This is a genomic window from Bacillus benzoevorans, from assembly GCF_014207535.1.
Classification (GTDB): Bacteria; Bacillota; Bacilli; order Bacillales; family Cytobacillaceae; genus Bacillus_BD; species Bacillus_BD benzoevorans.
In genome coordinates this window covers 1-25200 of the sequence record NZ_JACHGK010000005.1, presented here as the reverse complement: position 1 = coordinate 25200, position 25200 = coordinate 1, and the positions used below count along the sequence as shown (strand labels likewise).

The 25200-nt window shown below is 39.0% G+C and carries 22 protein-coding genes and 1 riboswitch; of the genes, 12 read left to right on the top strand and 10 right to left on the bottom strand.

Going from position 1 to position 25200, the window contains the following annotated elements; translation table 11 throughout:
• Positions 1-206 precede the first annotated feature (206 nt).
• Complete coding sequence (locus HNR53_RS08815) at positions 207-1826, top strand: ABC-F family ATP-binding cassette domain-containing protein (protein WP_184525010.1); 1620 nt, start codon at positions 207-209, stop codon at positions 1824-1826.
• 40 nt (positions 1827-1866) lie between these two features.
• Here HNR53_RS08815 and HNR53_RS08810 read toward each other — a convergent pair whose 3' ends face one another.
• From HNR53_RS08810 to HNR53_RS08800, 3 genes are all read right to left on the bottom strand, one after another.
• Positions 1867-1998 carry a YuzL family protein gene (locus tag HNR53_RS08810; RefSeq protein WP_184525008.1) on the bottom strand — a complete coding sequence of 44 codons (132 nt, stop codon included), beginning with the start codon at positions 1996-1998 and terminating at the stop codon, positions 1867-1869.
• A gap of 89 nt (positions 1999-2087) precedes the next feature.
• Positions 2088-3245: a D-alanyl-D-alanine carboxypeptidase family protein gene (locus HNR53_RS08805; RefSeq protein WP_184525006.1), complete on the bottom strand. Its 1158-nt coding sequence runs from the start codon at positions 3243-3245 to the stop codon at positions 2088-2090.
• A 193-nt stretch (positions 3246-3438) separates the two neighbouring features.
• Positions 3439-4626 carry a DHH family phosphoesterase gene (locus tag HNR53_RS08800; protein WP_184525003.1) on the bottom strand — a complete coding sequence of 396 codons (1188 nt, stop codon included), beginning with the start codon at positions 4624-4626 and terminating at the stop codon, positions 3439-3441.
• A 499-nt stretch (positions 4627-5125) separates the two neighbouring features.
• Here HNR53_RS08800 and pflB point away from each other — a divergent pair, with 499 nt between their 5' ends.
• The gene (gene pflB, locus HNR53_RS08795; protein WP_184525001.1) at positions 5126-7354 is read left to right on the top strand and encodes a formate C-acetyltransferase; all 2229 of its coding nucleotides are present in this window, start codon (positions 5126-5128) and stop codon (positions 7352-7354) included.
• A 108-nt stretch (positions 7355-7462) separates the two neighbouring features.
• Positions 7463-8230: a pyruvate formate-lyase-activating protein gene (pflA, locus tag HNR53_RS08790; RefSeq protein ID WP_184524999.1), complete on the top strand. Its 768-nt coding sequence runs from the start codon at positions 7463-7465 to the stop codon at positions 8228-8230.
• Between the two features lie 28 nt (positions 8231-8258).
• On the opposite strand, the gene nadE is transcribed toward pflA, so the two are convergent.
• Both nadE and HNR53_RS08780 read right to left on the bottom strand, forming a co-directional pair.
• Positions 8259-9074 carry an ammonia-dependent NAD(+) synthetase gene (gene nadE, locus HNR53_RS08785; RefSeq protein ID WP_377802211.1) on the bottom strand — a complete coding sequence of 272 codons (816 nt, stop codon included), beginning with the start codon at positions 9072-9074 and terminating at the stop codon, positions 8259-8261.
• Positions 9075-9114: 40 nt separating this feature from the next.
• Positions 9115-10593, bottom strand: coding sequence for a nicotinate phosphoribosyltransferase (locus HNR53_RS08780; protein ID WP_184524994.1), 1479 nt, complete (start codon positions 10591-10593; stop codon positions 9115-9117).
• A gap of 265 nt (positions 10594-10858) precedes the next feature.
• Here HNR53_RS08780 and HNR53_RS08775 point away from each other — a divergent pair, with 265 nt between their 5' ends.
• The 3 genes from HNR53_RS08775 to HNR53_RS08765 all read left to right on the top strand — a co-directional run bounded on the left by HNR53_RS08775 (position 10859) and on the right by HNR53_RS08765 (position 12707).
• Positions 10859-11143, top strand: a complete 285-nt coding sequence (locus HNR53_RS08775) for a hypothetical protein (protein ID WP_184524992.1) — start codon at positions 10859-10861, stop codon at positions 11141-11143.
• A 42-nt stretch (positions 11144-11185) separates the two neighbouring features.
• Positions 11186-11884 (top strand): membrane protein insertase YidC, encoded by a 699-nt coding sequence (gene yidC, locus HNR53_RS08770; protein ID WP_184524990.1) that lies wholly within the window; start codon positions 11186-11188, stop codon positions 11882-11884.
• A 181-nt stretch (positions 11885-12065) separates the two neighbouring features.
• Positions 12066-12707, top strand: a complete 642-nt coding sequence (locus HNR53_RS08765) for a YhcN/YlaJ family sporulation lipoprotein (protein WP_184524988.1) — start codon at positions 12066-12068, stop codon at positions 12705-12707.
• 69 nt (positions 12708-12776) lie between these two features.
• Here the strand turns inward: HNR53_RS08765 and HNR53_RS08760 are convergent, their stop codons facing one another.
• Positions 12777-12980 (bottom strand): DUF6501 family protein, encoded by a 204-nt coding sequence (locus tag HNR53_RS08760; protein WP_184524986.1) that lies wholly within the window; start codon positions 12978-12980, stop codon positions 12777-12779.
• A 183-nt stretch (positions 12981-13163) separates the two neighbouring features.
• Between HNR53_RS08760 and sda the strand changes: the two genes are divergently transcribed.
• Positions 13164-13301: a sporulation histidine kinase inhibitor Sda gene (gene sda, locus HNR53_RS08755; protein WP_184524984.1), complete on the top strand. Its 138-nt coding sequence runs from the start codon at positions 13164-13166 to the stop codon at positions 13299-13301.
• A 90-nt stretch (positions 13302-13391) separates the two neighbouring features.
• On the opposite strand, the gene HNR53_RS08750 is transcribed toward sda, so the two are convergent.
• Entirely contained in the window at positions 13392-13616 is a 225-nt protein-coding gene (locus HNR53_RS08750; protein ID WP_184524982.1) for a hypothetical protein, read from the bottom strand.
• Between the two features lie 248 nt (positions 13617-13864).
• Positions 13865-13979, top strand: a riboswitch (SAM riboswitch).
• A 320-nt stretch (positions 13980-14299) separates the two neighbouring features.
• On the opposite strand from HNR53_RS08750, the gene HNR53_RS08745 reads away from it, so the two are divergent.
• From HNR53_RS08745 to metH, 4 genes are read left to right on the top strand one after another with little or no spacing between them, the layout of a single operon-like run.
• Entirely contained in the window at positions 14300-15418 is a 1119-nt protein-coding gene (locus HNR53_RS08745) for a methionine biosynthesis PLP-dependent protein (RefSeq protein ID WP_184524980.1), read from the top strand.
• Positions 15411-16592 (top strand): cystathionine beta-lyase, encoded by a 1182-nt coding sequence (gene metC, locus HNR53_RS08740; protein WP_184524978.1) that lies wholly within the window; start codon positions 15411-15413, stop codon positions 16590-16592. Before HNR53_RS08745 ends, metC begins: the two co-directional genes overlap by 8 nt.
• Before the next feature lie 4 nt (positions 16593-16596).
• A complete protein-coding gene (locus HNR53_RS08735) occupies positions 16597-18474 on the top strand; it encodes a bifunctional homocysteine S-methyltransferase/methylenetetrahydrofolate reductase (protein ID WP_184524976.1) in 1878 nt (625 codons plus the stop codon).
• A gap of 13 nt (positions 18475-18487) precedes the next feature.
• A complete protein-coding gene (gene metH, locus HNR53_RS08730; protein ID WP_221452276.1) occupies positions 18488-21883 on the top strand; it encodes a methionine synthase in 3396 nt (1131 codons plus the stop codon).
• Between the two features lie 53 nt (positions 21884-21936).
• Here metH and mnmH read toward each other — a convergent pair whose 3' ends face one another.
• Entirely contained in the window at positions 21937-23013 is a 1077-nt protein-coding gene (gene mnmH / locus HNR53_RS08725) for a tRNA 2-selenouridine(34) synthase MnmH (RefSeq protein WP_184524972.1), read from the bottom strand.
• Positions 23014-23099: 86 nt separating this feature from the next.
• Positions 23100-23699 (bottom strand): hypothetical protein, encoded by a 600-nt coding sequence (locus HNR53_RS08720; protein WP_184524970.1) that lies wholly within the window; start codon positions 23697-23699, stop codon positions 23100-23102.
• Between the two features lie 317 nt (positions 23700-24016).
• Between HNR53_RS08720 and HNR53_RS08715 the strand changes: the two genes are divergently transcribed.
• A complete protein-coding gene (locus tag HNR53_RS08715; protein ID WP_184524968.1) occupies positions 24017-24169 on the top strand; it encodes a YpzG family protein in 153 nt (50 codons plus the stop codon).
• A gap of 58 nt (positions 24170-24227) precedes the next feature.
• Here the strand turns inward: HNR53_RS08715 and HNR53_RS08710 are convergent, their stop codons facing one another.
• Positions 24228-25028, bottom strand: coding sequence for an N-acetylmuramoyl-L-alanine amidase (locus HNR53_RS08710; protein WP_184524966.1), 801 nt, complete (start codon positions 25026-25028; stop codon positions 24228-24230).
• Between the last annotated feature and the right edge of the window lie 172 nt (positions 25029-25200).

Sequence of the window (25200 nt, the reverse complement as noted above, 5' to 3'; positions counted from 1 at the left end):
AAATTTATTTCACTACTATTTACCTTATAAAATACAATGGTGATAAAGAAATTTCCTGCACTAAATCCAATTTTTTTATAAAAATTTTTATCTTACCGCAAATATGGGGAAAACGATTATATCCTTCTTGTTTTTCCAATTTATTCGCCCTTCTCGAATGTTCATGGTATAATCTGTTCATCATTGGTTTGGAGGAATAAATGTAAATGATCACTGTTAGCAATGTTGGTCTGCGCTATGGAGACCGCAAATTATTTGAAGAAGTAAACATTAAATTTACACCGGGAAACTGCTATGGATTAATTGGCGCAAACGGTGCCGGAAAATCAACTTTTCTCAAAATCTTATCCGGTGAACTAGAACCGCAATCCGGTACAGTTACACTGGGTCCCGGCGAGCGGCTGGCTGTATTAAAACAAAATCATTTTGAATACGAAGAGGAAGAAGTACTTAAGGTCGTCATTATGGGACATACCCGCCTCTATGAAGTCATGCAGGAAAAAGACGCTATTTATATGAAAGCCGATTTTACAGACGAAGACGGCATGAGGGCCGCAGAGCTTGAAGGTGAATTCGCTGAGTTAAATGGATGGGAAGCTGAATCTGAAGCAGCCATCCTGCTTAAAGGGCTTGGAATCGAAGAGGTACTGCATACAAAGAAAATGGCGGATATCACGGCCGCTGAAAAGGTGAAAGTCCTCTTAGCACAGGCATTATTCGGCAAACCGGATGTCCTTCTATTGGACGAACCGACGAACCATCTTGATATTAAAGCGATTCAATGGCTGGAAGAGTTTTTAATTAGCTTTGAAAATACCGTTATTGTTGTATCCCATGACCGTCACTTTTTAAATAAAGTATGTACAAATATCGCCGATCTTGATTTTGGTAAAATCCAAATTTATGTCGGCAACTATGATTTTTGGTATGAATCAAGCCAGTTAGCCCAAAAGATGGCACAGGATGCCAATAAGAAAAAGGAAGAAAAAATTAAAGAACTGCAGAATTTCATCGCGCGCTTTAGCGCTAATGCATCGAAGTCAAAACAAGCTACATCGCGCAAAAAATTACTGGATAAAATTACGCTTGATGATATACGACCTTCTTCCCGTAAATATCCATATGTTGGATTTACACCAGACCGGGAAATTGGAAATGATTTATTACGGGTAGAAGGGATAACGAAAACGATCGATGGGATTAAAGTTTTGGATAATGTCAGCTTCATCATGAATAAAGATGATAAAATCGCTTTAGTCGGTACAAATGAAACGGCCAAAACCACCCTGTTTAAAATCTTAATGGGTGAAATGGAGCCGGACAACGGAAGCTATAAATGGGGTGTTACAACTTCTCAGGCCTACTTCCCTAAAGACAACTCCAAGTACTTTGACGAGTGCGATCTCAATCTTGTGGATTGGCTGCGCCAGTTTTCACCACAGGATGACAGCGAAAGCTTTTTAAGAGGATTTTTAGGAAGAATGTTATTTTCCGGTGAAGAGGTACTCAAAAAAGCAAGTGTCCTTTCTGGAGGAGAAAAAGTACGCTGTATGCTCTCAAAAATGATGCTAAGCGGCGCCAACGTTCTTCTGCTTGACGAACCGACGAACCATCTAGATTTAGAGTCGATTACGGCATTAAACAATGGAATGATTAATTTTAAAGGTTCATTGATTTTTTCATCCCATGACCATCAATTTATTCAAACGATTGCCAATCGTATTATTGAGTTAACACCAAAAGGCATGATCGATAAACAAATGACTTACGATGAATATTTAGAGGACACAGAACTGCAAAAACAAATTTCAGAGATGTATTCATAAGAAAAAGCAGAAAGCAAAGGGGCTCCCTTTGCTTTCTTTCTTACGTACGTTTTTGTTTTTTCCGTGAGGATGACCTTTGTTTAGCACCAGTTTCTATTGTTGTTGTCCCTTGACCTTCTACCTGGGAAGAATTAAGTCCAATTGTAGAAGGATCCGCTTTGCGTTTACCCATTGTGACACCTCCAAGCTTATAGTGCCACTCGTCCAAAATAAATATTCTTTAACCCCAATCGGATTTGGTTCTTGAAATAGAAACATTTATTATATGCGGCTGTTCCATTTTCTCGCACTAAGGACAATCGATGCTAAGGCAAACAGCGCAATGATAAACAAGGTATCCTGCCTTATTGCATTTCCCTTGCTGTGTAAGGAGTCAATACTCTTACTATTATTCACACCTTCTGCAGCTAAATGATTACTTTCCTCTCGAAGTGCAACTGTTTGAATGGTATCTCCATTCGCATTAAGTATTTTCAGTTCTCCCTTACTTGTTACAAATTCCTTGACAGGAACGATTGGAACAGTAATTGGAATATCTTTATCGGCGATAAACTTTTGTTCGCCTAATTGATAAACCGAAGATCGATCAATTTTTCCAGTGCGGTAATTTTGAAACCCATAATCTAAGAGGGCTTGCGTATCATGATAAATTTGCTTTTTGAAATCGGCTTTTAAGGCAATCGCTGTCAACTGTATCTGTTCATTCTCAGCTGTTGTGGCCAATGTTTGTTTTGCTTCGTTAACAAATCCAGTTTTCCCCCCAGTAATCCCTTCATAAGGATAATCCCCTTTTAAAAGAAGATGGTGGGTTACTAGAGTTGTATCCCATTCCTGACCATCCCAAGCAAGTTCTTTCGTACCGAAGATTTCTTTAAAGATCGGATTTTTCATGGCATAATTCGTTATGACAGCCAGATCATGTGCTGTTGTATAATGGTTTTCCTCATATAATCCATGAGGATTCGTAAAATGAGTAGACGAGACGCCTATTGTTTCATGTAAATATTTATTTAATTGTTGCGAAAACGACTCAACACTCCCATCTAAATGAATGGCAATGGCCGCAGCAGCATCATTTCCTGAGTTCACCAGCATTCCTTGAAGCAGATGTTTTAACGTTACTGTTTCGCCTTCCACTAGGTAAACCCTGGTTCCCTCAACATCTGTGGCTTCTTTACTAACCGTAACCATATCATTTAGATTTCCCTTTTCAATGGCATAGATAGCGGTTGCAATTTTCGTCAAACTGGCTGGCACCATTTTGACATCCGCATTCTTTTGATATAATACAGCCCCTGATTGAGTATCCATCAGGATTGCAGCTTCACTTACAATTTCCGGGACTTTATTTATTTCTGCTGCAGTTACTTGAGAAGGTAATAAAAACGATAAAAACAAAATGGTGAACAATCTCTTCATCTAAACACTTCCGTCCTCAAAATTAACAATCGCCTTATATTTTATCAGAAAAGCAATCCATGAGGCATCATTGTAATAAAAATGAAAATTTTTTGTCTAATTTTGTCATATTATACGCAAAAAAATGTGCCAGTATAATGAACGTAAATACCATTCATTATACTGGCACATTAATGATCTTTTACTATTTTGTCTATGATTTCTTTTTTAAATTCTTCAGATATTCGTGATATTGATCGTCTCTTGATAATGCTGCAGTATATTGTCTTTTTATAAAATTTTCCGCCGCAAAAAAATCTGAAAAGTTCATCGGAAGAGTTCTTCCATCATGCTCCACTAACCACTGATCGAGATATTTCCGAATAAACCATTTTTCACGGCTTTGATTTTCGTATAGGGTTCCTTCAGGATTATTTTTAATATTATGCTGATTTTTCGGGGCATCTAATTTCGACGGTTCAAGCGGGAAAACCTCATTTACAAAAAGCTTATAGGCTGTTTCGTTCATTGCACACCCTGATGCCTTTGCATGTCCCCCGCCGCCGAATTGCCCTGCAACCGCTGAAACATCAATATGGTCATGAATGGTACGAAAACTGACCTTTTTTCCACCCATATTTAGTATGGCTATATAATCCAAATGGCTGTTTTCTTTTCCAAGTTCATTTCCTAGTTCTGAATGGTACATTTCAGCGTGAACAATTCCAACACAATGTTCACCAATAAAGACTTGCACTAATTCGCGATTTTTCTTTCGTATATAACGATTAATTTTTTCTTCTTCCATTTTCAAAAGCTGCTGTTCAAATTCATTAAACAGAAACTGCTCGCTCGTTATTAATCGTTCCAGCATTTTTCCCTCAAAATCATCAATCGATATTAATGAAAATAAATCATTTAATTGTTTTGCTTTAATTAATTGATTTGTTTCCCATTCCCATGTATCATACTGCCGGATTAATTCAACAAATTCATCAATTCCCGGCCTATGCTCAAGCCATTTATTTTGTAATAAATAATCATAGAATAAAGATGTTGCGGATGTCAGTCTCCCGTCATCGTACTGAACTCGAACGGATGCCCAGTTATATTCATTCAAATGTAAAGCCGTTTTATGGTGGTCAAGAAACTGTGCCTTGCCCCCTGCGTTTACAAATTTTTCAATTCTTTTGCTATTCGCTTCGTTCACCGTTAAATCCGTAATCAATACAGTATCTTCATTTACTTGTTCAGATTTCATCGATTCAAAGTATTTTTCAACCTGCGTATTGATCCTAGCAACAGAATTGTAGTGAACCTCAACATCGTCTCCTAATGCTATCCGTGCTAAAATACCGCAGCCAACACCATCTAAATCATTATGGGTAAATAGATGAATCATTGGAACCCACCTTTCAATTTCCATTAATATGTATTCCTAGACTTCCTTCTTATTCATTTGTTTTATTCCATTTCCTTTTTATGCCTTATATGCAAGATTATCTCTTATCCCTTCTATTGTCAAAAAATAACCATTCTCTTTATAGGAAAAATTAAAAACTGCTTCCAAAACAGCCCTGTATAGTAATTTGCAATTCGACAAACATTAGGTTAGAAAATCACATTAATACATCAATAAAGGATAACACCTCTTATATAACAATTTAACATTTCATCAAAATAATTATAGTACAGTTTATACAGAGCTATTAAAATTATATGATAATTTGTAAAAAAATTCAAAAGATAGTTAATTTAACGCCGTAATGGCAACGTTTTCATACCATTCACAAAAAAGTCATATATAATGTGATTTATTTCACAAAAAAACCTGTTATACTGAACTCGTAGGAAACAATAAAACAGTTTTGGCTAATCAAACTTTCGAGGTGACCTAATAAATGGAACAGTGGAAAGGTTTTACAACTGGTGTTTGGGATAAAGAAGTGAATGTACGTGATTTTATTTTAAGAAACTATACTCCATACACAGGGAATGAAAGCTTCTTAGAAGGACCTACAGATGCCACAACAAAACTTTGGAAGCAGGTAATGGAGCTAACCGAAAAAGAACGTGAAGCAGGCGGAGTTTTAGATGCAGATACAAAAATTGTATCCACCATTACTTCCCATGGTCCTGGATATTTAGATAAAGAAATGGAACAAATTGTTGGTTTTCAAACAGATAAACCATTTAAACGTGCGTTAATGCCATTTGGCGGTATTCGTATGGCAAAAAGTGCTTTAGAAGCAAATGGATTTGATTTAGATAAAGAAGTGGAAGATTTTTTTACCCATATTCGCAAAACTCATAACCAAGGAGTATTCGATGTCTATACTCCAGAAATGAGAGCTGCACGTCATGCCGGTGTTATTACAGGTCTTCCTGATGCTTATGGACGCGGACGCATTATTGGTGATTACCGCCGTGTGGCACTTTACGGCGTCGACTTCTTAATGAAAGAAAAACAAAGAGAATTTAACTACATCGGTTCCCGTACGATGAGTGATGATGTGATTCGCGATCGTGAAGAGTACAGTGAACAATATCGCGCCTTAAAGGAATTAAAACAATTAGCAGCTTCATACGGATTTGATATTTCGCAGCCAGCTCGTAACGCGAAAGAAGCGATTCAATGGTTATACTTAGGTTATTTAGCGGCAATAAAAGAACAAAACGGTGCAGCCATGAGCCTTGGTCGTACCTCAACATTCTTAGACATTTATATTGAAAGAGATTTAAACAATGGAACCTTAACTGAACAGGAAGCTCAAGAATTAGTGGACCACTTCATTATGAAGCTGCGCCTTGTCAAATTCGCCAGAACGCCTGAATATAATGAGTTATACTCAGGAGACCCTACCTGGGTGACAGAGTCTATTGGCGGTATGGCCCTTGATGGACGTCCATTAGTAACGAAGAACTCCTTCCGTTTCTTGCATACGCTTGATAACCTTGGAGCAGCACCTGAGCCAAACTTAACTGTTCTTTGGTCAAAAAACCTTCCTGAACAATTTAAAATTTACTGTGCCAAAATGTCGATCAAATCAAGTGCTATTCAATATGAGAATGACGATATGATGAGAGAAAATTACGGTGACGATTACGGCATTGCCTGCTGTGTTTCCGCAATGAGAATTGGGAAACAAATGCAATTCTTCGGCGCCCGGGTAAACCTTGCAAAAGCTTTATTATATGCGATTAATGGCGGTGTCGATGAAAGATACAAACAGCAAATCGGACCTGCTTACCAGCCGGTTACTTCTGAATACTTAGATTATGAAGAAGTATTGCAAAAATTTGATGTGATGATGGATTGGTTATGTGAACTTTATGTCAATACACTCAATGTCATTCACTATATGCACGATAAATATTACTATGAAAGATTAGAAATGGCGCTGCATGATCGTGATATTTTACGTACAATGGCTTGCGGTATTGCCGGACTGTCTGTTGCCGCAGACTCTCTTAGCGCGATTAAATACGCCAAAGTGAAAACAGTTCGTGACGAAAATGGTCTAGTTGTTGATTATGAAATCGAAGGGGACTTCCCTAAATACGGCAACAATGATGAACGGGTAGACTCCATTGCCGTTATGCTGGTGAAAGAAATCATGAACAAGATTAGAAAACATAAAACTTACCGTGATGCCGTACCTACTCAATCGATTTTAACGATCACATCCAATGTTGTATATGGTAAGAAAACAGGTGCAACTCCTGATGGACGTGCTGCCGGTGTACCATTCGCACCAGGTGCTAACCCTATGCATGGCCGTGATACAAAAGGCGCCCTTGCATCCCTGTCTTCAGTATCTAAACTACCATATAAGTCTTCCATGGACGGTATTTCAAATACATTCTCGATCGTCCCGAAAGCTCTTGGTAAAGAAGAAGAGGCACGCAATCGCAATTTAGTTTCAATCCTTGACGGATACGCAACGAAAAAAGGACATCACTTAAATATTAACGTATTTAACCGTGAGACATTGCTCGATGCTATGGACCATCCAGAAAAATATCCACAATTAACCATTCGTGTATCCGGTTATGCGGTAAACTTTATTAAATTAACAAAAGAACAACAACTGGACGTAATCAATCGTACATTCCACGAAAGCATGTAAGCTTATTTTTGGAAAGGCAGCCCGCAAGCTGCTTTTCCAAATGATTCGTCTTTCAGTTCTAGTCCCCTGCTGATGAGTCGATTCAATTTTGGAAGGGAGAAAATAAACATGAACGGAAATATTCATTCCATCGAAACATTTGGTACAGTTGATGGTCCCGGTATTCGCTATGTCATTTTCACACAGGGCTGTCTTCTGCGCTGCCAATTTTGTCATAATGCAGATACTTGGGAGCTCGGTCAAGGGAAATCAATGTCTGTAAGTGAAATTATGGAGGATTTAACATCCTATCTCCCTTTCATTGAAGCATCAGGAGGAGGAATCACTGTCAGCGGCGGAGAACCGCTGCTGCAATTACCTTTTTTACTAGAGCTTTTTAAAGAATGCAAAAAGGCAGGAATTCATACAACCATTGATTCTTCAGGGGGCTGTTATTCTACCGCTCCATTATTTCAAGAACAATTAAAGGAAGTATTGAATTATACCGACTTAATTTTACTTGATTTAAAACACATCAACAGACAAAAGCACATTGACCTGACTGGTATGGCCAATGATCATATTTTGGATTTTGCCCGTTTTCTGTCGGATTCAAAAATTCCTGTTTGGATTCGTCACGTTCTAGTACCAACGGTGACCGATGATGTGGAAGACTTACATCAGCTTGGGGATTTCATTGGTACATTAAAAAATGTTAATAAAGTTGAGATATTGCCTTACCATAAGCTTGGAGTATATAAATGGGAAGCTTTGGGACATGAATATCCACTTCAGGATATTGAACCGCCAAGCGAAGAAAAAGCAGCAGAAGCGTATCAAATATTAACGAAAAGCGTTACTTATATGGAAGAAGAGAAACGTGCTGTCAATGTGTGACAGCACGTTTCTTTGAGTCCTTAGTTGATTATTTCCACCACTGCTCGAACATATTGGCTGGCATTTCTCGTTTATGCTGGGTGACCAAATAACGCTTTTCTATTTTCTCGGCAATTTCCGGGGCGACCATCTTCCCTTCTAAGTAATCATCCAATTCTTCATAGGAGACACCCAATTCAGTTTCATCGGCTTGTCCCGGTTTTTGATCTAATAAATCAGCCGTAGGTATTTTCAAATAAAGCTTTTCATCCGCTCCAAGTTCTTCTAATAATTGTTTCCCCTGCCGTTTTGTTAAACCGGACAACGGCAGAATGTCCGCTCCCCCATCCCCATATTTCGTATAAAAACCTGAAACGGCCTCCGCAGCATGATCCGTTCCAATAACCAGAAGGTTTTCCTGACCGCCAATCGCATACTGCGCAATCATCCGCATCCGCGCTTTTACATTCCCTTTGTGGTAATCTCTCAGTGGTTCTCCTCTTGTCTGACTATCATATTCCTCTTTTACTGCATCAACTGCTTTTGCGATATTAAAGGTGCATTCCTCATCAGCCTGAATAAACGTCATAGCCCTTTGCGCGTCTTCTTCATCCCTTTGTACCCCATATGGAAGCCTGACGGCGATAAACTTGACATCATGTCCCTCAGCCCTTAATTCCTCAACGGACAATTGAGCAAGCCTTCCTGCTAGTGTTGAATCCTGTCCGCCGCTAATGCCCAGGACAAACCCATTCGCCTTTGTCCGTAATACATATTGTTTAAGAAAATCGATTCGATTCCGTATCTCCACTTTTGGATTGATCACAGGCTGAACATGTAATTCTTCCATGATTCTTTTTTGCATACGTATATGTATTCTCCCTTCCATTCCTTTTATTACTTCGTCAATGTTCACTATTTTTCAACTGCCATTTTACCTTTTCCTGCACCGTTTCAATATTACGCCGTTTATTTTCCCAGCATTCAGGGCTTAAATCTACTGGATATTCCGCCGGGTTTAAGGACCGTTTATATTCATCCCACAGATAATTTAGATTATGGAGACAATAGGATTGGATTTCCTTCAGCAACGGCAGTTTGTAAACCAAATCTCCCGCAGCAAAAACATCATGATGCAAATCTTTTGCGGCAAAATTTGTGACCGTTTTACTGATATACGTATGAACAGGATGGAACATATGGAGCTCTTTCTCCTCATTTGGATTTTCATGGTCCAAAGTAATATAATCTCCTTCAGATTTCTGATTCGCCAGGTTAATAATTCTGTATACCCTCTTTAATCCTGGTGTTGATACTTTTTCGGGATTACCGCTTATTTTGATTGTATCGACCATATTTCCATCTTCGTCTTCAATGGACACTAATTTATATACTGCTCCCAGTGCAGGTTGATCATAGCCTGTTATGAGCTTTGTTCCAATACCCCAAACATCGATTTTCGCTCCCTGTGCCTTGAGGTTTAAAATGGTCAATTCATCAAGGTCATTTGATGCCACAATTTTCGCTTGAGGAAATCCTGCTGCATCAAGCATTCTTCTCGCTTCTTTTGATAAATAAGCAAGGTCCCCGCTGTCGAGACGAATTCCAATAAAATTAATCTTATCTCCCAATTCCTTTGCCACACGAATCGCATTCGGAACACCAGAGCGAAGTGTATCGTATGTATCCACTAAAAATACGCAGTCCTTATGGCGGCGTGCATACTTATGAAAAGCCGTGTATTCATCAATATACGCCTGAATCATGGAATGTGCGTGAGTCCCTGACACAGGAATACCAAACAGTTTTCCCGCACGCACATTGGAGGTAGCGCTAAAACCGCCTATGTATGCCGCCCGGGTACCCCATATGGCGGCATCCATTTCCTGTGCCCTTCTCGTGCCAAATTCCATGGCGGTTTCTTGACCAATTATATATTTTATCCTTGCTGCTTTTGTGGCGATCAATGTTTGGTAATTGACAATATTTAAAATCGCTGTTTCAATTAACTGCGCTTCTGCCAATGTTGATTCAATCCGCATCAGGGGTTCATTGCCAAAAACAATTTCCCCTTCTGCCATCGAACGAACAGTACCCGTAAAACAGATATTTTTTAAATACTCGATAAAGTCATCCTGATATCCAAGTTCGTCACGTAAATAGGCAATATCATCGGCTGAAAATTTTAGATTTTGCAAAAAATCAATAACCCTTTCCAAACCAGCAAAAACGGCAAATCCATTTCCAAATGGCATTTTCCGAAAATAAACTTCAAATACAGCTTTACGATTATGTATCCCGTCTTCCCAATAGGTTTCCATCATGTTAATCTGATAAAGATCTGTGTGCAGCGCTAAACTATCATCTAAATAATTTTTCATCATCAAACCTCCCAGTCTCGTTAATTGTACAATTTTTTTCTGAATACGGATGGTTATTTCTATTATAGCCTTATTTTATTCCTTGTCTATTTGACATGACCCTTTATTCAGTATGATAGAGCCTTGATTTTCGCAGAGAAAGTTTCAAGAAACAGCTTGGTTAATTTATTGCTTATTCTTCCCATTTCAGATATACTTTCATCAATTGTATGTCATGATTATATGGATTAAAAAAAGAACCTTGTATCAGCTTTTGAGGTGAAAATGATTGTTAGAATTCCTACTGGATGCTGCAAATATTCAACCGGCTTATTCTTTGTATATTACTTTAATACTTGGTTTAGCGGTTCAGTTGATTTGGATTTGGAAGGTCGAATTTCTCTTTATTAACACCTTTCAAACGTCTTCAGAGTATCATATCCAGGTTAAAAATCTATCGATGCAAATGAAGAGACGGCAGAATTTCTGCGCTCATTTAACGTGGATTATTAGATATATCAGAAGAAAAGAAAACTCTGGTGATGAGCCAGACCATTATTTCCTCATTCAATAAATAAACAGGACTGAAAACCACTTATTTGGAGGAAATAATATCATGAACTTTTTTAATACTTATTTCGTTGAACCTTTCACGTCACTCCTAGTTTGGACATCTCACCTTTTCAACGATAATTACGGCATAGGCATTATTGTCGTAACACTGCTTGTCCGCCTTGTATTATTGCCGCTGATGCTAAAGCAATATAAGACACAAGCAGCAATGAAGGTAAAAATGGATATGTTAAAACCAGAAATGGAAGAATTGCAAAAGAAAATAAAAGCAGCAAAAGATCCAAAAGAGCAGCAAAAACTACAAGCGGAAATGATGGGACTTTATTCAAAGCATGGTGTTAATCCATTGAATATGGGCTGTTTACCATTAATTATTCAAATGCCTATTTTAATGGCCTTTTATTATGCTATCCGTAATTCCCATGAAATCGCCACCCATTCGTTTCTTTGGTTTAGTCTTGGCGAGTCGGATATCTGGATCACAGCGCTGGCCGGGATTGTCTACTTTTTTCAATTTAAAGTTTCCATGTTTACGATGCCCGAACAGCAAAAGCAGCAAATGAAATATATGGGGCTTCTCTCACCCGTTATGATTGTTTTTATTTCATTGTCGGCACCTGCTGCACTTCCGCTGTACTGGACAGTTGGTGGTACTTTCCTTATTTTTCAAACCTATTTAGGCCGTAAATTATATCCACCACAAAATCAGACAATGAACAGCGCAGAACCGCAAAAAAATTAACACTCAAAACCGCCAGATAATATCTGGCGGTTTTCTTTTTTATAAGTTTACATAATTTTAATATGTTAAATTAAATGAACATTAAACCCATTGATTCCCAGAAGTCCCACTTCTTTTGAAGCATATCCATATGCATTTTAGTCAAACTAACATCGTAGCAATATTTAAGGAGGTCCACACGATGACTTGGAAAACCCCTACTGCCCTGCTCCTGTCGGCATTACTGCTTACAGCTTGTGGAGTAAACGATGGAAATGATGCTAATGAAACTGCATTAAGAAATGGACGAGCAACGAATGACCTGCAGCGAGTTCATTATACTCCGGGAGATGATACGGGTGACTTCAGCTCCAGTGCTAATTTCAACTATAATAACCGCATAAATGATGTTGGCTTGCGCGGTGAGACCCAAAGGAATAACCTTGCCGATGATGAACTGGAAACCCGAAATATAACGAATGTCAATAATAGAAATAACCGGATGAACGATAATCGCATTGCGATAGCAGATCGGGCTGCAGAAAAAATTGCGGCAATGAGAGAGGTGGATCAAGCTAATGTATTTGTCACTGACCATAATGCCTATGTAGCAGCGCAATTAGAAAATAATACGAATCAATTGACTGCGGATGTCAAGGGAAGAATTTCTGATATTGTAAAGTCTACGGACAGGGATATCAATCAGGTGTATGTATCGGTTAATCCTGACTTTTATAACCGAACTGCCACTTATGTTAATGATATTCGTAACGGCAGACCTGTGTCAGGTTTTGCCGAAGAGTTTAGAACCTTAATCCAACGTATTTTTCCAACAGAACAATAGAACAAAGAAAAAAGGCGGTCCGCCCTATGTTCATTTCTAACGTGACTAACATAGGGGAGCCGCCATTCATTATGCTTCAGTAAAATAGTCTTTATAAAATCCGCCAACTTTACCCGAGTTATCGATAATAAAATAAAACTCCTCTGTTTCATTTTTCACATCATACAATTTCCCTGGTGTTAATACATGATTGACAATATATTTTTTGGCATTTGTATGCACACATTTGATTTGCTTAATCGCCTTTCTTTCATGCCAGTCTAAATGAATCATTTGATTGCTCCTTCTCTTTCTATTTACTTCTTAGTATATAGAATATCTACTGTCAAGAGCAACTACGAATTTCATTTGATAAAATTGACAATTTTTAAAAAAATTAAAAATTACCTTCACAAATATTTATTAAACCATTACAATTAAGACTATATTCTATTCTTAACCTTGGAGGTATGCACAATGAAGATTATGAGTAATGAACAATTAGTTGTCTCGTATCGTGATGCATTGAAGTCAGGTTCAGGTGTTGACAAAGAATGGATTAGACTGCTGCAAGGTGAAATAAAAAAAAGAGGCTTAAAACCAACAAAAGATTAATCAAGAGGAGCAGAGGCAAAATGCCTCAAATGCTCCTCTTTTTATTTTCAGTTTATAAGAATAAAAAAAATCGGGAAATACCCGATCCAATTATAAAATATCGTTATATTGAATATAGGGCTGTGTTTTTCCTTCTAATACAGAACTCTCGCAAAGAATATTGGGATCAAACGGGTAATCAATATGACCTTTAATTGACCACTTATGAAAAATGCCTCTATTTACAAGAACTTCAATAACATCTTTTTTTGTTTCGGAAAAATTCTCTTCAGCGTTGATGTATCGATGATGACAATGACGACTATGTTCTTGCATACATTCCATTCCTCCTTGAGTATTCGTTATATAAATTATAAAGTAAATGTTCTGATAATACGATGGGAAATTTTTGAATAAATTGCAACATTTCCTTGTATTCACTTTCCAGAACGTGTAAATTAGGCAAATAGTCGTTGAATAGATCCTTTTCAAGCTATTTCCAGCAAAAAATTTGACAAATTTCTAAAAAGTAATTGAAACTTTTATATTATTATAGTAAAGTTTAGAAAATAATTATTATTCATTTCTTATCAAGAGAGGTTGAGGGTATGGCCCTGTGACACCTCAGCAACCATCAATGAAACCGTTCATTGATAAGGTGCTAATTCCATCAAGTTTCCATAACTTGGAAGATAAGAAGAAGAACTGATCATTTGAATCGAAAAGTCTTCTTCTATATGAGAAGACTTTTTTTTATGAAGAAAATAGGTTATATTTTGATTTATGTACTAACATATTGCGATCGTTATTATCCTATATCGTGCATCATTTTTTCAATTTTTATGATGAATTTTTGTTGTAGCTTCTTTCTTTTCCTAGTACACTAATAGGATAAATCAGTATAACTTTTTATATGAATTGGTAGGATAGTATCAAATAATATTATTTTTATGAATTTATCAACTAAAGGCTTCTAGGCAGCTTTAGTCAAGCCTATGTTCTAAAAGGAGTGTTTTAATATGTACAAAACAGATACAAAGCTGGCGCAAATTGGAAATAGAAGCGAGGAGAAAACGGGAACGGTAAATGTACCGGTTTATTTTTCAACTGCTTACCGGCATAAAGGAATTGGTCAATCAACTGGCTATGATTACACTCGTACAGGCAACCCAACCCGACAGGTTCTGGAAGAAACCATTGCCGATTTAGAATGCGGGGATCAAGGTTTTGCCTGCAGCTCCGGAATGGCGGCTATTTTCACTATCCTCGGTTTATTCCAATCCGGTGATGAATTGATAGTGTCTAAAGATTTATACGGAGGAACCTATCGATTATTAGAAGAAGATTATCAAAAATGGGGACTGCGCTGTCGTTATACAAACACGGATAATGTAGAAAATATCGAAAAAGAAATCACACCAAATACAAAAGCGATCTTTATTGAAACCCCGACTAACCCGCTCATGGAGGAAACGGATATTGAAGCCGTAGCCTGTATAGCCAAGAAGCATCATTTATTGCTGATTGTTGATAACACATTCTATACGCCTATTATTCAGCAGCCAATAAAAATGGGAGCTGATATTGTTATTCATAGTGCCACCAAGTATTTAGGCGGACATAATGATGTTCTTGCCGGGTTAATTGTGGCAAAAGGAGCCAAGCTTTGTGAACGGCTGGCAAGGTTTCAAAACTCATCTGGTGCTGTTTTAAGCCCATTTGATTCCTGGCTTTTAATGCGCGGTATGAAAACATTATCTTTAAGAATGGAACGGCATGAGCGAAACGCGAAAGAAATTGTACAGTTCTTACAAAATCATGATAGTATTACAGATGTTCTCTACCCTGGGCGCGGGGGGATGGTTTCCTTTCGCATTTTAGATGAAACATGGGTGAACCCTTTCTTACAGAATCTTAATCTCATTTGTTTTGCCGAAAGTCTGGGCGGTGTTGAAAGCTTCATCACTTATCCAGCGACGCAAACACATATGGATATTCCGGAAGAAGTACGCAACGAAACTGGAGTAGATAATCGCCTATTACGCTTCTCTGTCGGAATTGAAGATATTGAAGATTTAATCGGTGATTTAGCACAGGCACTTGAAAAAACACTAAAAGGGGCGGTTATTCATGAGTAATCATTATACTTTTCAAACACATTTACTTCATAATCAACATAAATTAGATCCAACAACAGGTGCAGTAAGTGTACCTGTTCAACATGCTTCGACTTTTCATCAATCAGATATTGACTCTTTTGGAAGATATGATTATGCACGAAGCGGCAACCCTACAAGAGAAGCGTTGGAAGATATCATTGCTGAACTTGAAGAAGGTACAAGAGGTTTTGCTTTTTCTTCTGGGATGGCAGCCATCTCAACAGCCTTCATGCTTCTTTCGCAAAATGATCATGTTGTGATTACTGAGGACGTTTATGGCGGCACATTCCGCATGGTATCCCAAGTACTGGTTCGTTTCGGCATCAGCCATACTTTTGTCGATATGACCGACCTTGAAGCGGTTAAAAAGGCCATTCGTCCAAACACAAAGTTATTTTATGTTGAAACTCCTTCCAACCCTACATTAAAAGTAACAGATATTAAGGCTATTAGTGAACTGGCTAAAGAACACGATGCTCTTGTCTTTGTTGATAACACCTTTTTAACACCGGCCCATCAAAAACCGTTGGCACTTGGGGCTGATATCGTGCTGCATAGTGCAACTAAGTTTCTGTCCGGTCATAGTGATGTCGTTGCCGGGCTGGCAGTAGTGAAGGATCCGGAACTTGCGCAAAAGCTGTACTTTTTACAGAATTCTTTTGGTGCAGTATTAGGTCCACAGGATTCATGGCTTGTTATGCGGGGCTTAAAAACACTGCATGTACGTCTGGAGCAGTCTGTTAAATCAGCTATGAAACTAGCAAACTTTTTTCAAGACCATCCGCTCATCAACCAAGTTTACTACCCTGGTCTGGAAAATCACCCGCAGTTTGACATACAACAAAGACAAGCAGAGTCAGGCGGTGCTGTTCTTTCATTCGATTTATTGAATGAGGATATCATGCGTACATTTGTGAAAAATGTAAAAATTCCTGTCTTTGCCGTTAGTCTCGGTGCAGTTGAGTCGATTCTCTCCTACCCGGCAAAAATGTCTCATGCAGCAATGCCTGAAGAAGAAAGAGTTCAGAGGGGAATAACAAACAGTCTCTTACGTTTATCTGTTGGACTAGAAAATCCTGATGATCTCATTAAAGACTTTTCCGACGCTCTAGATGAAGCGAAGCGATCAAACTTAATTTATGATCGAGGTTGATAAAATGAATTTTTTAGAAAGAATGAAAAATGAAATCCTCATTGCGGATGGAGCAATGGGAACTCTTTTATACTCTTATGGCAAGGATACTTGCAATGAACAGTTAAACCTGTCCCACCCTGAGCAAATTTTGCATATTCACAAGGCCTACTTAGCTGCCGGTGCCGATGTCATTCAAACCAATACGTATGCAGCCAACTATTTAAAGTTGTCCCGCTATGGATTAGAAGACTCTGTTAAAGAGATTAATAGTGCAGCGGTAAAGCTGGCGAAACAGGCAGCAAAAGTCTCCGGCTATGTTCTTGGAAGCATGGGCGGCAACCGTGGAATTAAACCGCAGTCCATCTCGCTTGAAGAAATTAAAAGAAGCTTTCGTGAGCAACTATACTGTTTATTATTAGAAAATGTAGATGGGCTTCTGCTAGAAACCTATTATGATTTAGAAGAATTAGAAACCGTCTTGACCATCGCCCGAAAAGAAACGAACCTGCCAATAATAGCTCAAGTATCGATTCAGGAAACGGGTTTTCTTCAGGATCGGACACCGGTGGCAGAGGCTCTGAATCGACTTGAAGGAATAGGGGCTGACATAGTCGGATTAAACTGCCGTCTTGGTCCACACCATATGTTAATGGCTTTAGAACAAATTCCTATTCCAAAAAAAGCCTTTTTATCAGCCTATCCAAATGCTGGACTGCCTGCCTATATTGATGGTGTCATCCAATATGAAAGCGAAGCTGAATATTTCCGAAAATCTGCTCAAGCATTCCGTGAGCAAGGGGTAAGACTTTTAGGCGGCTGTTGTGGTACCACCCCTGAACATATCCGTGCCTTTGCTTCTGAATTAAAAGGTGCTGTTCCCGTTCAGGAAAAAACAATCGCTATCAAAGAGAAAAAAATTATCATTGAAGCCAAGAAAATCGAACGGGAGTATCCCCCGCTGCAGGAATTAGTCAAGAAACGGCCATCTGTTATTGTCGAATTGGATGCACCAAAAAAATTAGATACGACCAAGTTTTTTGCAGGGGTAAATGCATTAAAAACGAGCGGAATTGATGCTTTGACGATAGCTGACAATTCTCTGGCATCTCCGAGAATTTGTAATTCGGCATTAGGATATTTAGCTAAAACCCAATATAATATGCGCCCGCTTATTCACCTTACATGCCGGGACCGCAATATAATCGGATTACAATCTCATTTATTAGGTCTTCATACGTTAGGTCTGAACGATTTATTGGCCATTACCGGCGATCCCGCACGGGTTGGTGATTTTCCAGGTGCTTCCTCCGTTTATGACGTATCATCGTTTGAACTGATTCAAATGATTAAAATGTTAAATGAAGGACAATCCTATTCAGGAAAAGAACTTGGCCAGAAAACAGCCTTTTCAGTTGCAGCGGCATTTAATCCAAATGTTAGACAAATAGACAAAGCAGTGAATAGACTTGAGAAAAAAATCTCTTGCGGTGCTGATTATTTTATTACCCAGCCCGTTTATTCCGAGGAAAAAATCAGGAGTGTATACGAGGAAACAAAACACCTTGATACCCCGATTTATATCGGTCTTATGCCGTTGACAAGCAGTAAAAATGCTGAGTTCTTGCATAATGAAGTACCTGGAATTAAGATAGACGATTCTATCCGTGAATCTTTGGCCGCTTTAAAAGATAATCCGCTGAAAGCTGCCCAAGAAGGCATCAGGATTACCAAATCATTGATTGATACAGCGGCAGAGTTATTTAACGGCATATATTTAATTACACCTTTTATGCGATTTGAAATGAGCGTTGAATTATCAGAATACGCACATAAAAAAACAGCAGAGAGAGTGAGGAGGAACCATCGTGTCGAAAGCATCAATCAAAGAACAAATCAATAAAAAGATTCTCATCATGGATGGTGCCATGGGAACGATGCTTCAAAGAGCCAATCTCTCAGCAGAAGACTTTGGCGGAGAAGAATTCGAGGGCTGTAATGAGAATTTAAATATTACGCGGCCAGATGTCATTGAGTCCATTCATGAAGAGTATTTACAAGCTGGTGCTGATATTATCGAAACGAATACATTTGGCGCTACCAAAATCGTCCTCGATGAATATGATCTTGGTGCCAAAGCCTATGAAATTAATAAACTGGCTGCGGAAATGGCTAAAGGGAAAGCTGAACATTATTCCACCCCATCGTGGCCGCGTTTTGTAGCGGGTTCTATGGGTCCGACTACGAAAACATTAAGTGTTACAGGCGGAACAACATTAGCAGAACTGATTGATTCATATGAAGAACAGGCACGGGGGCTGATAGATGGCGGTGTTGACCTGCTTCTATTAGAGACAAGTCAAGATCTGCTCAATGTGAAAGCCGGTTTTATTGGCATCCAGCAAGCTTTTGCGAAAACAGGTATCACCCTTCCGTTAATCATTTCCGGAACGATTGAACCGATGGGTACTACCCTTGCTGGTCAATCAATCGAGGCCTTTTATATCTCCGTCGAACATATGAAACCTATTGCAGTCGGTTTAAACTGTGCAACCGGTCCGGAATTTATGCAGGATCATATCCGTTCCCTTTCAGAACTTGCTCAGTCAGCCGTTAGTTGTTATCCGAATGCAGGACTTCCTGATGAAGAAGGAAATTATCACGAAACGCCTGAGTCTTTAGCGCAAAAACTAGCCGGATTTGCTGCTGAAGGATGGCTGAATATTGTCGGAGGCTGCTGCGGTACGACACCAGAGCATATTCAGGCTATTGCCGAAGCTATGAAAAAGTATCAGCCAAGAAAACATACTGGTAAACACCATCATATGGTATCCGGAATTGAGCCGTTTATTTATGACGATCCGCAGCTTCGCCCGGTCATGGTTGGGGAACGAACGAACGTTATTGGATCACGGAAATTTAAACGCCTTATTGCTGAAGGAAGTTTTGAAGAAGCCGCAGAAATTGCCAGAGCTCAAGTGAAAAAGGGAGCACACGTCATTGATATGTGTCTCGCTGATCCGGATCGGGATGAAATGGCGGATATGGAGAACTTTATTAAAGAAGTGGTCAAGAAAGTGAAAGTTCCTCTTGTCATCGATTCAACGGATGATGCAGTCATTGAAAAGGCCCTCTCCTATTCACAGGGTAAGGCCATTATCAATTCGATCAATCTTGAAGACGGAGAAGAACGCTTCAAAGCTATACTTCCGCTTATCCATAAATACGGTGCCGCCGTCGTTGTCGGGACGATTGATGAAACTGGTATGGGTGTAACAGCTGAAAAGAAACTTGAAATAGCAGAGAGATCGTACCATTTGCTCGTAGAAAAGTACGGCATGCAGCCGCAGGATATTATTTTTGATCCGCTGGTCTTTCCTGTTGGAACCGGTGATGAGCAATATATTGGCTCGGCAAAAGCCACAGTGGAAGGCATTCGCTTAATTAAAGAAAAATTTCCCGAAGTTCAAACCGTTCTTGGCGTAAGTAATGTTTCCTTTGGTCTCCCTCCTGTCGGCAGGGAAATCTTAAACTCAGTCTTTTTATATCATTGCACACAAGCAGGTCTTGACTATGCCATTGTGAATACGGAAAAACTTGAGCGCTTTGCTTCAATCTCAAAAGAAGAAATCACTATGGCGGAAAAACTACTTTTCGAAACAACAGATGAATCATTGGCGGTTTTCACTGACTTTTACCGGGATAAAAAGAAAGAAACAAAAAGCAATATTCCAGACATGACACTTGAAGAACGCCTTGCCTACTATGTAGTAGAAGGAACGAAAGAAGGATTAATTCCTGATTTAGAGTCAGCATTACAGCAGTTTCCTGCACCCCTGGATATTATTAACGGACCTTTGATGGACGGAATGAAGGAAGTCGGCCGTTTATTTAATGAAAACCAACTAATTGTCGCAGAAGTACTGCAAAGTGCAGAGGTTATGAAAGCAGCGGTTGCTCACTTGGAACCTTATATGGAGAAGAATGATTCAACGGCTAATAAGGGAAAGATTGTCCTTGCTACAGTAAAAGGTGATGTCCATGATATCGGTAAAAACCTTGTTGATATCATCTTAAGCAATAATGGTTATGAGGTCATTGACTTGGGGATTAAAGTTGCCCCTGCTGAATTAGTCGAAACGATTAGAAGAGAAAAGCCGGATATGGTGGGATTATCAGGTTTATTGGTTAAATCGGCACAGCAAATGGTATTGACCGCACATGATATGAAACAAGCTGGGATTGATATTCCAATATTAGTTGGCGGTGCTGCCCTGTCACGGAAATTTACTGACACAAAAATTTCCAAGGAGTATGATGGCATAGTCCTTTATGCAAAAGATGCGATGAATGGTTTATCCCTTGCAAACCAAGTGCAAAACCCTGACGAACTTGAGAAATTATGGCAGGAGAAAAAAGCAAAAGAAGCAGCTGCTCCGCTTCCTGCATTTGAAAAGGCATCCAGCTCTGTTGCAGTAAAGACAAGGACAAAAGGCGTTGCTGAAGCAGCTGTTTTTGTCCCGCAGGATACAAAGATTCATTTAATCAAATCCTATTCTTTTTCACACGTTGAACCGTATGTAAATAAGCAAACATTAATCGGTCACCATCTCGGTTTAAAAGGAAAGCTTGATAAGCTTCTTAAAGAAGGTGACGAAAAGGCGATAAAATTGAATGATATGGTCAATGGGCTCGTTCAGGAAGCAGAAAGAAACGGTTGGATTGACCCGGCTGCTGTATATCAATTTTTCCCTGCTCAATCGGATGGAAACAATGTCATCATTTATGATCCGGAAAATCCCGCCAAAGTAATTGAAACATTTGAGTTTCCTCGACAAGAGTCCGAACCGCACCTCTGCTTAGCGGACTTCTTAAAATCAGTTGACAGCGGACAAATGGATTATGTCGCCTTTTTCGCTGTTACTGCTGGAAAAGGAATCCGTGAAATTGCTAATAAGCTTAAAGACGAGGGGCGCTTCTTAGAAAACCATGCTTTACAGGCTTTGGCTCTTGAAACGGCGGAAGGATTGGCAGAATTAATTCATCGCCAAATCCGCGATCGCTGGGGATTCCCTGATCCGGTCAACTTCACGATGAAGGATCGTTTTGCTGCTAAATATCAGGGCCAGCGTTTTTCTTTCGGTTACCCTGCATGTCCTAATTTAGAGGACCAGACGAAATTGTTTAAACTCATTAAACCAGAGGAAATTGGCATCCAATTAACTGAAGGGTTCATGATGGAGCCTGAAGCAAGTGTTACAGCCATTGTTTTCGCCCATCCTGAAGCAAGATATTTTAACGTATTAAAATAATAAGCAAGTTTATAGAAAAAATAAAAGCAGCCTATTGCACGAATAGGCTGCTTTTATTCTGGAGATAACACCTGATGAGCAAATCCTGCCTGCTCAATATAGACTTCAATTTCTGCAATAGCCTGCTCAAGATTATCGGCCTCAATGGTGATAAATTCATTCTTATATTCATGCTGTTTATATTGATACTTTGGGTCATAATAATGTTCAAGAAGAATACGAATGACTTGATCATACTGTTTTTGCCGGGCGAATTCCATCATGCTTTCGTGCAGGGCATTATTTTTAAATCGCCTTTTTAGCTGCTCCAGCTTCTCCTTGATCACAACATGAAACCACTCCTGTTCGATATTTGGTGCAACATACTCTTGGTAGATACGCATGACTCTCGTATCAACAGACGCTTCTAATAAGAGATTATATCCTTCCAATTTTTTTTGATATAATTCATCTGGCTGTCCTGCTTTACCAATACGCTGACTTTCGGCCTCAATAAGATAATAGGATGAATCTTTTATTTCTCTCAAACCTTCAAATAGAAGGCTGTCAAAGGTTTTTTGATTATGTCCATCTTCAGCAAAACCGATTGAACCAAAAAGAGAACCTCGATGAGCCGCCATGCCTTCCAAATCTACTACCGGATAGCCTTTTTTCTCAAGTCTTTTTAATATTTCAGTCTTGCCCGTTCCAGTCATTCCATGCAGGACAATGGCATAATTCGGAATCAGCGCTGGAATTTGTTCAAGAATATATTTTCGATAAGCCCTGTATCCGCCAATTAAGCGCACAGGCTCGATGCCGGAAAATTCAAGAAATGCCGCTATAGCTCCGCTTCTCATGCCTCCCCGCCAGCAATGAATAACTGGCTGCTTTTCACTTTCCTGTAAGTCCCTAATTCTTCCTAGTATCGCAGGCAATTTAGGCGAAACGATTTCCATTGCCCTCCATTTCGCATCTGCACTGCCTTTTTGTTTGTATAGCGTTCCAACTTCCGCTCTTTCCTCATTGGTAAAGAGCGGAATATTAACAGCGCCTGGAATATGGCTGTCTGCAAATTCACCAGGCGACCTTACATCAACTGGAACCGCGTTTTTCATTAGCATGAATTGTTCGACCGTAATTTCTTTCAATGCAAAACCTCCAAATTATATCTGACATTTAAAAGGGATATTAGATTAGACTAATATCCCTCCACATTACATTGAGAATGATAAAGTTAAACAAATTTTTTTCCCGTAAGATAAGTAAGAGCCTTGCAAAACTTGATCCAATTGTTTGGAAACTTTTGCAGCCCTTCACTTTTGTATACTTTTGCTTTTGTCTCTAAGCGGATTGACCAATTTATTCCATCCAAGACAATACCTTCCGTTTCATAGCTGGGATTCCAATCCCAAATCTTCAAGCGATACAGCTCCTGCTTAAAATCATCAATATTTCCAGTTACTATTGTATCATATCTTTTTGCCATTGGAGTAGAGAAAGTTTTACCAGGTTGAACGGGGTCTAAATTCCATTCAAAATAAGTAAATATATTTCTCATAAAGTCAACGTCTATTTTTACCCAAGGACCCCTGCAGGCTCCCGCATTGACCGTTAAGGATATTAATTCCTTATCTGGAAGCAATGAAACCATTTCATTTTCACATAAAAAAAGCTCTCTCTTTCTGCTGATGACTGATTTTACATGTGCTTGTTGAACGGGCTTGCCCCTTTCCTGCATGTATACAGGGTTTTTATTGATCTCTTTACATATTGAAGGGATGCTGGCCGGACCTTGTTTGTCAATCATATTTAAAATGACCTCATACATATTCATCGAACATACCCCCGGATATTAACAATTAAATATGAGTTTTAATCAGCAGCTGTATTTGTTTATTGTTATTATACAGAAAGTTCAATTGGCTTTCTGTAACAATTGGCACTATGGAATATAAAATCTAAAATTCACCTGATCCTTCGTTCAATTTTTGTCTTTCCCTCTCTATTCATTTTCCTGTTTCATTTCATTATTAACATTTTCCAAATTCATCTATACATAAAATCTGCAGTTTAGAGCCAATTTAAATAGGACCCCCTCTCATATGAAGGGTTCACTAGTCGTTTCATGTATCCTAAAACAGAGGTGATTCGATGAGTTACAAAGATCATTTAGATCCACAATCTGAGCGTTTTCATCACACAAATACGAGAAGAAAGCGTACAAAGAATCAGGTAAATGGAGAAACACAGGTCACTCAAAATACAATTATTTTGAGAAGTAACGCAAAGGCACATCATTGGTAAGGATACAAAACACAAAAAGCAGGGAACTGGGTTTCCAGTTTCCTGCATACTTCGTTCTTTAATCTATTGTAATGAACGCTGCCAATCCTGCATTCTTTGCTTTCTGTATTAACTCTTCAGCGTACTCACGCTCTTTGAATGCCCCAATTTGTACTTTATATTGGGCATTTTCCTGTTTAATAAAAGTATGAAACCCTTTTTCTTTTGCCTGAAAAGCTAATTTTTCAGCATTTGATTGTTCACTGAAAGCTCCGATTTGTACTGAAAATAATCCAGTTGCTATAGTAGGTTCCGGCTGCAAAATTTGAGAATTACCTATTTTGGCCGTTAAATGAAATGCCGCAGCGATTCCTAATACATGTCCCCTGGCCAAATGATCGATAAAACTACTGTCTTTTAACTGTGCTGCATCAGCAGCGTTGTCAATAAATCCATTTTCCGTCAAAATGGCGTCCATATTACTTTCTCTAAGAACATGAAAATCAGCCTGCTTCATCCCGCGATTAGAAAGTAAAGTATGCTCCATTATCTTCTGATGAATAATTTCCTGATAGGTGACTGTTTGCCTGGCAACACCGGGGTAAACATAGCTTTCAAATCCACTGCCGCCGCCAGAGTTAATATGAACAGAAACATAATAGTCTGCTCCCCAATTGTTCGCAGCATTGGTACGGCTGTCTAAACTCACCGTTTCATCTCCGGTTCTGCTCATTAACACAGATACATCTTCATATTCTGATAAAAGGATATCTCGAATGATTGAAGAAATCTGTAAAGTGATATTTTTTTCCTGAATTTCATTTGCGGCTGCTCCCGGATCTGTACCGCCGTGACCTGGATCAATAAATATTTTTACCATAAATAGAATCACCTCATTATTTGTATATGCAATTTCCTGGTATTTTGACTGTATTAATTAGGCGTTAAAAGAATGGAAATAGAGTAGGCGCATGAGTTACTCATGCGCCTCTCACAGATCCGTACGTGCGGGTCATCGCATACGGCTCCTCCATGATTATCCCCGTTGGGGA